Below are 11,834 nucleotides of genomic sequence, written 5' to 3'. Positions count from 1 at the left end.
GAAGAATTCCTCTTATCATGGACTCTTCTCTATTAGATCAAAGAACTCGCCAAAAAGCGAGTTCTTTGTCATCAATCTGAAGCCTTTATTGGCAATAAAGGCTTTATTTTTTATTAGATAGATAGTGAAATAATATCCAACAAATAATCCTTTTTATTCAAGCAAACTGGCTACTTTCCGTCACTATTGCTCATAACTAATAAATAAGCCAAAGCATTGTTAATATAAATTTCAAATTTGAAAATCAGTGTATCAACTATGATGAAATATGATAAAATGCCGGCTTCATTTTGATTTGCAAATGATAATTAACAAATATAGTTTATTAATTCTCAAACAATACCTCTTTAAACATAAAACACTATTATTATAAATACTATGAATATGTCACCCCCTACAATTGGATTTGTGAGCCTTGGCTGTCCTAAAAACTTAGTTGACTCTGAGCGAATTTTAACCGAACTACGCACGCAAGGTTATCAAGTGGTACCTAGCTATGACAATGCTGATTTAGTCATCGTTAACACTTGTGGATTTATTGACAGTGCAGTACAAGAATCGCTTGAAGCAATCGGCGAAGCACTAAACGAAAATGGAAAAGTCATTGTAACTGGATGCCTTGGAGCCAAAGAAGATCAAATTCGAACTGTACATCCAAAAGTTCTTGAAATATCTGGCCCACATAGCTATGAAGCGGTTTTAAGTCATGTGAATAAATATGCCCCTAAACCCGAGTACAACCCTTTTACCAGTTTAATCCCGAGTCAAGGCGTTAAATTAACGCCAAAACATTACGCTTATCTTAAAATTTCCGAAGGTTGCAATCACCGCTGCACATTCTGTATTATTCCTTCTTTGCGTGGAGATATGGTTAGCCGACCAATTGGGAATGTCTTGGATGAAGCAAAACGTTTAGCAGATAGTGGCGTTAAAGAGTTATTGGTCATTGCCCAAGATACTTCGGCTTACGGTATCGACATCAAAAACCGCACCAATTTCTGGAATGGAATGCCATTAAAAACTGATATTCAAACCCTGTGTGAACAACTATCAAATTTAGGAATTTGGGTTAGATTGCATTATATGTATCCTTATCCAAGTGTTGATAATCTAATTCCATTAATGGCTGATGGTAAAATTTTGCCTTATTTAGATGTGCCATTACAACACGCAAGCCCAACTATTTTAAAATCAATGAAACGCCCCGGATCGATTGAAAGAACCTTAGAACGTATTCATAAGTGGCGCGAAATCTGTCCAGATATTACATTACGTTCAACGTTTATAGTGGGATATCCAGGCGAAACTGATCAAGATTTTGAATTACTACTTGATTTTTTATCGCAAGCCCAATTAGATCGGGTTGGCTGTTTCCCATACAGTCCAGTAGAAGGTGCTGTTGCGAATGAACTGGCAAACCAAATTCCAGAAACAATCAAACAAGAACGTTTTGATCGTTTTATGCAATTACAGCAAAAAATCTCAACACAAAAATTACAAGCCAAAATAGGCAAAACATTATCTATAATTATTGACGAAGTTGATGAGCAAGGCGCAATAGGTCGCAGCATGGCTGATGCCCCTGAAATCGACGGCGTTGTTTATTTAAACGAAGAAAACCAAGTCAATGTTGGTGATATTGTTCAAGTTAACATTGAACATTCTGATGAATACGACTTATGGGGAACGGTTAAACGTTAATAAAAACAATGAAACAACATTATAAACACGAAATAAAAAATCTTACTAAATTAGCGGTTCCTGTACTTATTGCACAAATATCACAAACAGCAATCACATTTGTCGATACCATTATGGCAGGAAATTATAGCAAAACTGCCCTATCTGGTGTGGCTATTGCAGTGTCAATTTGGTTGCCCACAATTTTATTTGGACAAGGTTTGTTAACGGTATTAACACCAATTATTTCAAACTTAAATGGTGCAGCTAAACGTGATCAAGTTGCTAATCAAACACGTCAAGGTGTAGTAATAGCACTCATATTATCAATATTAATGATGTTGTTTCTATATCATTCTGACAAAGTCATTAACTTAAGAAGCTCAGCTGATCACCCAATCGATCCCGAAATGGTTGACGTTGCCGTCTCATTTTTACGCGCCATAATGTGGGGTGTGCCAGCATTCTTGCTTTTTTTGGTCTACCGCAATCAATGTGAAGGACTATCAAACACAAAGCCAGCCATGGTGATCATATTCATTGCTCTTCTTGTCAACATTCCAATTAACTACGTTTTAATCTATGGAAAATTAGGCTTACCTGCTTTTGGCGGAGTCGGCTGTGGCATTACAGCGACAATTATCTTTTGGCTTATGTTTATATTAATACGCTTATACACACTCACTAGCGCAAGCCAATGCGACATTCGCCAGACACCAATCACTAAACTAGTTGATTTTGTTATAATCAAAAAAATTGTTGTGCTTGGCACTCCTCTTGCGCTCGCTTACTTTTTTGAAATGAGCTTATTTGCTGTGATTGCATTATTAATTGCCCCATTAGGTCAAATAACCGTTGCTGCGCATCAAATTATATTTACCATCAGTAGTTTAACCTTTGCCATTCCATTATCTCTTGGTGTTGCAACCAGTATTCGTGTTGGTTATTTACTGGGTAATAAAAAACCTGCATTAGCCAAACAAACCGCCTATATTAGTTTAGCCATATCCTTAGCCATCGCGATTATTGTTGCGCTAATCTTAGTTATTTTTAAAACACCGATTGTCGCTCTATTCACTAAAGAAACAGCCGTCATTGCTATCTGTATGCAGCTCATTATATTATTAGCTATTTATCAAGCATCAGATTATTTACAAGTAGTAGCAAGTAACGTGCTACGAGGTTATAAAGATACCCAAAGCATCTTTTTTATCACCCTACTTTCTTATTGGGTAGTTGGACTGCCCGTTGGCTATGTTTTAGGATTAACCAACCTAATCATTGAACCAATTGGCGCGGCTGGTTTTTGGATAGGTATTATATCAGGACTTGCTGTTGCAGCATTACTATTAATAGCTAGGATGATCTACATCCAAAAACAACCCGTTGATGTTATTTTAGAACGAGCATCAAAATAAAATTACCTATATAAGAATTTAATAATATAGAAAGGATTAACTACATTTTTATAATAACCAATTATTGATTTTTCAATAATTAAAAAATGAGTTAATTCTTTAATAATTATCAACAAGTAGCCGATTTCATCTAGAATTCGGGCATGGGCCCAAGATAGCAAACCAGCCGATAAAAGAAACCTTTTCACTTTTGCCTTGTCGATATCAATCCCTAAGTTACGTTTATCACTAATATCAGCATCACCTTGAGCAATAATAATTCTATTTAATGATCATTTCTTAATATGCGAATTAAAATATCTGATTATTTAATGAATTAAATAAAAAATATTGCTTAAATTTTGAATAAATTTATAATGTTACAAACTAAAATTGATATAATAAATCCAGCTATTGTAATGATAAAAAAAGAAAATCTATTTTCGCACAGCGTGTGTATTTGTCTTTCTATTTTGCTTATTTATCTATTAGGTTTTGAGCAAAAATTGGATCGCATATTTCTGACTTACTTTTCCCTTATCTTTTTAGGGCGATTTACTTTTTTTCGAATCTTTTTTGCTATCTGGTTTGTGATAGCAGCACTCTATCTACCTGTGGGATTTTATTATGGTCCACCTAACGTTGCAGTGGTTAGTGCTATCACTGAAACAGATATTGATGAAATGACAGAGTTTTGTTCACAACTGCCTAGTTATTTTTATTTTGTTCCACTAATCTTAATATTATTTTTTATTATCTTATTTAAAAAATTTTCGTTTCCAAAAATAAATAACCGCTATTTAATTATTTTTGTATTAGGATTGTGTTGTTATAAACCAATAAAAACTATTATTCGACATCATCCAAACACTTTCAGTTCAATAACTTACTCTTTTTTAAAAAATATTAAATATCCAATTTTAGAGTTTAGCCTTGCATTTTATGAAAGTACAAACATATATTTAACCGAAAAGCAGCAGCAACTTAAACAAATTGAGCAAACTAATAGCATTCCAATTGTATCGGTTAATCCAAAGCATAAAACCTACATTATTATCATTGGCGAAAGCGTACGAAAAGACTATATGAGTGCCTATGGTTTTAAATATGACAATACACCGTTTGCCCGTAACCATGCTAGTGTTATTTGGGATGGATTAATCACACCTGCCCCAAATACTCAATCATCAATTCCACACCTCATTAGCCAATCCATCTTTTCTGAGGACAAAAAAGTAAATGCCCAACTAAATAATAATATTGTTAGCATTGCGAATGATGCTGGGTTTGAAACTTACTGGCTTTCAAATCAAGGTAAATTAGGTGCAATTGAAATTACCGTACCTCGTATTGCTGCTTATGCAAAGCATTCTTTTTATACCAAAAAAGGAGAATATAATGGCAAATCCTCAAGAGGAAAACATGATACCTTATTATTACCGGAATTAGACAATATTTTATCGACAGAAGATAGTAAACCAAAACTTATTGTTATGCATCTAATCGGCTCACACTCTAACTTTTGTAAGCGATTAGAATTTAAAGTACAGTTTGATCTAAATAATAAAAACATCTCTTGTTATGTCAGTAGCATTAAAGAAACAGATGATCTTATTGCACAAACCATCAATATATTAAAAAAACATAATCAAGACTATTCCGTTGTTTATTTTGCCGATCATGGCCTTGCACATGCAGATCAATATAATGATTTAAGACACAATCCAAACTATCAAGATAGCTATCGAGTTCCATTTATCTTTTTTGATTCAGATAAATCCTCCCAACAAAAAATTAATAAACAAATATCGGGATTCCAACTAGTTTATTTGTTAAGCAACTGGATTGGGGTTAAATTAGATGTAAAACATGATTATATGCAAAATGAGCTTTCTGAGATACCCGAACAACAGAATATCAAAGTTAAAGATTGGGATAACAATAAATTATATCAATTTAATAAATTAAAAAACGATCCAAATCCTTTTAATTAATAGTCATTATTTAAATAATAAAAAACGCCATCAATATTTCACTGATGGTGTTTTTTAGTATAATAAATTAACTATTTCAATAAACTATTTGCTTGAGCAAGTACATTTTCAACAGTAAAGCCAAACTCTTTAAACAGTTGATCTGCTGGACCTGATTCACCAAAGCTTGTCATGCCAATTACTTTACCATTAAGGCCAACATATTTATACCAATAATCGCTAATACCCGCTTCAATAGCAAGGCGGGCTGTGACTGACGATGGCAATACTGACTCTTTATAAGCCTGATCTTGTTTATCAAACGCATCAGTTGATGGCATTGATACCACCCGCACTTTTTTACCTGCTTGTGTCAATTGTTGATAAGCTTCAACGGCAAGTTCAACTTCTGAACCCGTCGCAATAATAATTAAATCAGGTGTACCTATGCAATCATTTAAGATATAACCACCGCGATATACATCAGCTAATTGATGAGCAGTGCGATCTTGTTGTTTAAGATTTTGTCGTGAAAAAATCAGCGCTGTTGGACCGTCTTTACGTTCTATTGCATATTGCCACGCAATAGCTGACTCGACTTGATCGCATGGTCGCCAAGTACTCACATTAGGCGTCATACGTAAGCTTGCCATTTGCTCAACAGGTTGATGCGTTGGTCCATCTTCACCCAAGCCAATTGAATCATGAGTATAGACAAATAAAGCTCGAATCTTCATTAATGCCGCCATTCGAATGGCATTACGTGCATATTCCATAAACATTAAGAATGTCGCACCATAAGGAATAAATCCACCATGTAATGCAATACCATTCATAATAGCAGACATACCAAATTCACGCACACCATAATGGATATAATTACCATCCGCATTAGCTAAGATCTCTTTAGAGCCTGACCACATGGTTAAATTACTTGGTGCTAAATCAGCCGAACCACCTAAAAACTCGGGTAAAGCTGGGGCAAAAGCTTCAATAGCATTTTGTGATGCTTTACGGGTAGCAATTGTTGCTGGATTTGCTTGGAGTTTATTCACCACATCGTTAGCAATTTGTGACCAATTTACCGGCAAATCACCATTAACACGACGCTTAAATTCTTTGGCTAATTCAGGATAAGCCTTAGCATAAGCATCAAAACGAACATTCCATTCATCTTCGATCTGCTTACCTTTAGCTTTAGCATCCCAAGCATCATAGTAGTCTTTAGGAATTTCAAAAGCAGGATAATTCCAACCAAGCGCCTTACGTGTTGCTTCAATTTCGGCATCGCCTAATGGTGCACCATGGCTTTCATGGCTACCGGCTTTATTTGGCGAACCAAAACCAATCACCGTTTTACACATTAATAATGATGGTTTATCGGTTACCGCCTGCGCTTGCTCGATAGCTTCTTTTAACGCTTTAGCGTCATGACCATCAATACTACGGATAACATGCCAGCCGTAAGCTTCAAAACGTTTTGCTGTATCATCAGTAAACCAACCTTCGACTTCACCATCGATTGAAATGCCATTATCATCGTAAAACGCAATAAGTTTACCTAATTTAAGAGTACCTGCTAACGAACACACTTCGTGCGAAATACCTTCCATCATACAACCATCACCCATAAACACATAAGTATGGTGATCAACAATAGTATGATCAGGTTTATTAAATTGTGCAGCTAAGGTTCTTTCGGCAATAGCCATACCTACGGCATTAGCAATACCTTGACCTAGAGGTCCGGTTGTTGTTTCAACACCCGGTACATAACCATATTCAGGGTGTCCTGCAGTTTTTGAATGCAACTGACGAAAATTTTTTAGATCATCAATGGTTACGTCATAACCGGTTAAATGCAATAAACTATAGATCAACATAGAAGCATGACCATTTGATAAAATAAAACGGTCGCGATCAGCCCATTTTGGGTTGTTTGGACTATGTTTTAAAAAGCCACGCCAAAGCACTTCAGCCATATCTGCCATACCCATAGGCGCACCAGGATGCCCTGATTTTGCTTTCTGTACGCCATCCATGCTCAATGCTCTTATCGCATTCGCCAGTTCGCGGTGGGATAGTGTGGTTGCATTCATATTATAATCTCCAAAAAAATTTTTTGAGTAAAAATTTGTTAATACCTGCAAGGTGGATATCACTTGCAAAATAGCTAGTTAAATCAACAAAAATTAGTATAAAAATGGGGAGCTAACTCCCCTATCATGTGCAAATGATTATAGCAGTGCGCCAATCATATCTTCTAATTTTCCTTGATCAACGGCAAATGCGCGAATGCCTTCGGCTAATTTTTCAACTGCCATGGCATCACTATTATGTTGCCATCTAAATTCGGCTTCGGTCATTGGCGTAGGGCGCTCAACCAAAGATTGATTTGGATTAAGTTTTTGCACAACAGGCGCATTTGATTGTTGCATTTCGGCAAGTAAATTAGGCGAAATTGTTAACCTATCACAACCGGCTAATGCCAAAATCTGATCGACTTTACGGAAGCTTGCACCCATCACAACTGTTTTATAACCATGTTGTTTATAATAATTAAAAATATTACGCACAGAAACAACGCCCGGATCTTCATCAGCCACATAAGGATCGATTGGTTTTTTAGCTTGATACCAATCATAAATACGCCCTACAAATGGCGAAATTAAAAAGGCATTGACTTCAGCACACGCACGCGCTTGCGCGAACGAAAATAATAACGTTAAATTACAGTTAATACCTTCTTTTTCAAGTACTTCAGCCGCTTTAATACCTTCCCACGTTGACGCAATCTTAATTAAAATACGAGACTTATCAATGCCCTTTTCTTGATAAAGTGCAATGATTTTACGCGCTTTTTCAATACAACCTTGTTTATCGAAAGACAAACGCGCATCCACTTCGGTAGAAATTCGTCCTGGAACGATTTTTAAAATCTCGGCACCAATATTCACCGCAACTTGATCACACGCATTAACTAACTGCTGTTCTTTACTGCCACCTAATTTTTTAGCGGTTTGCACTGCAGAATCAATTAAATTGCGATATTGAGGAAGTTGTGCTGCTTTCAAAACAAGAGAGGGATTTGTTGTTGCATCTTCGGGGGAAAACTGCTTAATCGAATCGATATCACCCGTATCAGCTACCACCACAGTTAATTTTTTAAATTCATCTAATTGACTCATACTTTTTATCCTCATACAGCGTGTTATTATAATGTAAAGTATAATAACATTTATTCCATAATAAAACGACTTTGTCATTAGATGATGATTCATTTTGGTTGTGTTCAAAAAAACACAGTGAAAAGCAAACAAAGAAGGCGAAATCAGGCTTTACCGTAACATTATCACTCATTAATATTAGTTATGTTTGCTATTTTTAGCGTACAAATAAATTCAATTATGTGAATTAAATCACAAAATCAAATTAGGATTAATTTGCATTAATCGATCTTTAAATCGACAAAATGCTTAACAAAAAAATTTGCAGATTTAAAAATTCGCTAAATTATAATTTAATTGCTTAAGCCCAAACATATTCAAGTTGACTGGTTAAACCACAACTTATACAAGAACGGCACTGATTAGCTTGGCAAGGCAGTGGCTGATCTTGCGCTATCAATTTTATCACGCCTTTTTTGATCCAAAAACGTAACATCTGCTCAGTTGCGCTTTCGGGTAAGTGAAAGTGTCTGGCAATATCTTGCAATGGTGCACGACCTTTTAATTGTACATAATCACGAATTGATGTTATTAACATAGTCATAACCAAAGTTGCAGGGCGATCCCTGCATACTTTTCCTCTATTTATATTTTACAAATTAGCCAGGCATTTATTTACTGACAGCATGATGATTTTTTACAATGGGATATATTTGGCGCTGCTGATTGATTAAAAGGCAAATATTGCCCAAAAATACGCATAAACAGTACCATTACCACAATAAATGCACTGCACCCCATTAGCCACCAAACGGCGACAGGCGAATGCCCAAGTAACGTACATTGATAATAAATAGTTGCCGTAAGCCACGCAACGGTAAAAGTCCAAATTGCCACAAATACCATCCACTTAAAACCAGCTTCGCGATAAACTGCGCCCAACGCTGCAGCACAAGGAGTATAAAGTAAAATAAAAATTAAATAACTCATCGCAGCTGAAGGGGTACCAAACCCATTTTTAATTTGTGAAATTGTTGTCGAATCCACCGCTAAATCAACCTGTAGTGAATCCATATCTTGTGAAGCAGTGTTAAATCCTAACGGATCTAAAACTGCATTCGACAAACTCGCCAAATTTTTCGGAATGGTTGCTAGCGCCTCTAAAATTCCTTGCGACAAACTAAATGGCTCGGCTTGCTCGTTATCATCATCGATAGCATAAAGCGAATTGAGTGTTGCAATTACCGATTCTTTAGCAAAAATACCAGTAAAAATTCCTACTGTTGCTGGCCAGTTATCATGGTTAATTCCCATCGGTGCAAATGCAGGCGTGATTTTTTGGCTAACAACAGAAAGCATAGAGTTTTGAGAACTTTCTTGCCTAAACAAACCATCACTTCCCCATGAATTAAGCACACTTAACACTGTTACCATCAACACAATAGCTTTACCCGCTCTAAAAATAAACGACGTTAAGCGCTGCCAAGTCAAACTAATTAGACTACTTAAAGTCGGAATACGATACACAGGTATTTCCATAATAAATGGTGTGAGTGAACCTTTTAACAAAGTAAATTTGAGCACAAAGCCCGTCACCATTGCCACCGCTATGCCTAACAAATATAACGCAAACACCACTATAGAGGAATTTTTAGGGAAGAATATTACTGCAAATAATGCATAGACCGGCAACCTTGCCCCACAGGACATAAAAGGAATCATACAAATCGACATAATGCGATCACGTGTGCTTTCTAGCATTCGCGTGCCCATAATGGCTGGTACACCACAGCCAAACCCCACAAGCATTGGCACAAATGCTTTACCCGGCAAACCAATACTGCGCATTAGCCGATCAATAACCATTGCTGCACGCGCCAAATAGCCAGAATCTTCTAAAAACGACAAACAAAAAAACATCGCCCCAATAACAGGAATAAACGTTGAAACAGTTTGAATGCCGCGACCAATACCATTGGCTAAAATAGCTGTAATCCAATTTGGAGCATTGATAGTGTGAAGTAGCTCGGTTGTGCCATTAACAAAAATAGTACCAAAAAGCACATCAAAAAAATCAATAAACACCGCTCCAAAATTAATTGCCACCATAAACATGGCATACATAGCTAGCAAAAAGAATGGAATCCCAGTAATACGCCCTAACGTAATATTATCTAACCTATCAGAAAAATGACGGCTAAGCTCACGCGGTTTCTCAATGACTTTTTTACAAATTACATCAATCGTGTCATAACGAGCGCTAGCAAGTGCCACATCGATTTCATTATCACACCATTTTGCAAGCGACAATCGGCAGTCCGCTAACATTTTGGTTTCACGTTGTGATAAGCGATAGCGCGAATCATCTAATAAGGCATCTATCAATTGCCAGCGATTAAATTGGCGCACAACGCTATCTTCAGGCAGATCGCAAAGATAACGATGAATCACCGCTTGCTGATCATTGCCAAGCAGATCAATCGATGGCTGTGCAGTATATGGACGCATTATCATGTTTTCGATTTGTTGATAAAAGCCCTGCAAACCCATTTTTTGGCGAGATGATATTGCCACCACAGGACAACCGAGCAAAGTTGACAACAAATCAACATTAATCTGTTCACCCATGGCTTTAACAGCATCGATCATATTTAACACAACAATCATTGGCACTTGCAAATCAATCAACTGGCAAGTTAAATACAAACTGCGTTGCAAATTAGTTGCATCAATAATATTAATAATCAGGCTGTCACTTTCGGACAGCACGAATTGGCGCGCAATAAGTTCATCTTGCGAAACACTAAGCGGATCTGGCTCAATCGAATACGTACCGGGCAAATCGATAACTTCATATTGCGTATGATGATAAGTGAACATACCAGTTTTACGCTCAACGGTTACACCAGGCCAATTCCCTACTCGCTGTTTTGAGCCCGTTAGTACATTAAATAACGTTGTCTTACCGCAATTAGGGTTACCAATTAATGCTAACTTCACGCACTTACCTCCATCACTTCAATGGCTTGCGCTTCTTTACGACGTAAACAAAGTGCAAATCCACGCATTTTAATTTCAATCGGATCACCAAGTGGCGCAACACGTACAGCTAACACCTTACAACCAGGCGTAATGCCCATTGCAAGCAATTTTCGACGAAAGGGTAACGATTCAGGTAATAAACGAGTAATCACCGCCTCGCGCCCTAAAGGTAACTGGTTAAGGGTAAAAGATGACATTATGCTTCCTAAAAATAACGATAGTATTAATAAAAGTAATCGTTTAAATTAAAGATGCATATTTTAAAAAAAAATCAGAGTTATTTTTAGTGTAAAAATGCGAATTATTCTCAATAACAATAAATAACAAGTAAAAAAAACGAAAAAATAGCTAAACCATAGAAAACTCAAATTAAAACTCATTCGGTTTTGCGCTTTTATACCTGTCAAATAAATCTTAACAATAGCTTTCAGATGTTCTAAAAGCGCTATTGTTTTTATAAAAACTGCTCAGGCATCCCATTTATTTCATTTATGGATCGGCTACACTAATTCATACAACTTTTTTAAGGGGTAAGGTAAACTTATCACCACTAAAAAAGGAACAAATATGAATAA

8 protein-coding genes are annotated in these 11,834 nt (G+C 36.4%); 3 read left to right on the top strand and 5 right to left on the bottom strand.

Translation table 11 applies throughout. From position 1 onward, the window contains the following. The first annotated feature begins 384 nt into the window (after positions 1-384). The 3 genes from rimO (at position 385) to GQ593_RS12740 (ending at position 5,071) form a co-directional block, all read left to right on the top strand. Positions 385-1,701: a 30S ribosomal protein S12 methylthiotransferase RimO gene (gene rimO, locus GQ593_RS12750; RefSeq protein WP_160432378.1), complete on the top strand. Its 1,317-nt coding sequence runs from the start codon at positions 385-387 to the stop codon at positions 1,699-1,701. A gap of 8 nt (positions 1,702-1,709) precedes the next feature. Beyond that, positions 1,710-3,098, top strand: a complete 1,389-nt coding sequence (locus GQ593_RS12745; RefSeq protein WP_160432377.1) for an MATE family efflux transporter — start codon at positions 1,710-1,712, stop codon at positions 3,096-3,098. 398 nt (positions 3,099-3,496) lie between these two features. Further along, positions 3,497-5,071: a phosphoethanolamine transferase gene (locus GQ593_RS12740; protein ID WP_160432376.1), complete on the top strand. Its 1,575-nt coding sequence runs from the start codon at positions 3,497-3,499 to the stop codon at positions 5,069-5,071. A 71-nt stretch (positions 5,072-5,142) separates the two neighbouring features. Here the strand turns inward: GQ593_RS12740 and tkt are convergent, their stop codons facing one another. From tkt to GQ593_RS12715, 5 genes are all read right to left on the bottom strand, one after another. After that, positions 5,143-7,149 carry a transketolase gene (gene tkt / locus GQ593_RS12735; protein ID WP_160432375.1) on the bottom strand — a complete coding sequence of 669 codons (2,007 nt, stop codon included), beginning with the start codon at positions 7,147-7,149 and terminating at the stop codon, positions 5,143-5,145. A 138-nt stretch (positions 7,150-7,287) separates the two neighbouring features. Next, on the bottom strand, positions 7,288-8,238 hold the full coding sequence (tal, locus tag GQ593_RS12730; protein WP_160432374.1) for a transaldolase: 951 nt from the start codon (positions 8,236-8,238) through the stop codon (positions 7,288-7,290). A 340-nt stretch (positions 8,239-8,578) separates the two neighbouring features. Further along, complete coding sequence (locus tag GQ593_RS12725; protein ID WP_160403885.1) at positions 8,579-8,815, bottom strand: FeoC-like transcriptional regulator; 237 nt, start codon at positions 8,813-8,815, stop codon at positions 8,579-8,581. Positions 8,816-8,892: 77 nt separating this feature from the next. After that, positions 8,893-11,217, bottom strand: coding sequence for a Fe(2+) transporter permease subunit FeoB (gene feoB / locus GQ593_RS12720; protein WP_337189727.1), 2,325 nt, complete (start codon positions 11,215-11,217; stop codon positions 8,893-8,895). Beyond that, entirely contained in the window at positions 11,214-11,456 is a 243-nt protein-coding gene (locus GQ593_RS12715) for a FeoA family protein (RefSeq protein WP_085248100.1), read from the bottom strand. The genes feoB and GQ593_RS12715 overlap by 4 nt, the downstream gene beginning before the upstream one ends. Positions 11,457-11,834 lie beyond the last annotated feature (378 nt).

The sequence above is a fragment of the Gilliamella sp. Pas-s25 genome (assembly GCF_009795885.1).
GTDB lineage: Bacteria > Pseudomonadota > Gammaproteobacteria > Enterobacterales > Orbaceae > Gilliamella.
This window is presented reverse-complemented; position numbering and strand designations above follow the sequence as displayed.

Coding starts and splice junctions, on each gene's coding strand:
- GQ593_RS12715 (WP_085248100.1), bottom strand. CDS start 11,456: ATGTCATCTTTTACCCTTAACCAGTTACCTTTAGGGCGCGAGGCGGTG.
- GQ593_RS12725 (WP_160403885.1), bottom strand. CDS start 8,815: ATGTTAATAACATCAATTCGTGATTATGTACAATTAAAAGGTCGTGCA.
- GQ593_RS12740 (WP_160432376.1), top strand. CDS start 3,497: ATGATAAAAAAAGAAAATCTATTTTCGCACAGCGTGTGTATTTGTCTT.
- tkt (WP_160432375.1), bottom strand. CDS start 7,149: ATGAATGCAACCACACTATCCCACCGCGAACTGGCGAATGCGATAAGA.
- GQ593_RS12745 (WP_160432377.1), top strand. CDS start 1,710: ATGAAACAACATTATAAACACGAAATAAAAAATCTTACTAAATTAGCG.
- tal (WP_160432374.1), bottom strand. CDS start 8,238: ATGAGTCAATTAGATGAATTTAAAAAATTAACTGTGGTGGTAGCTGAT.
- rimO (WP_160432378.1), top strand. CDS start 385: ATGTCACCCCCTACAATTGGATTTGTGAGCCTTGGCTGTCCTAAAAAC.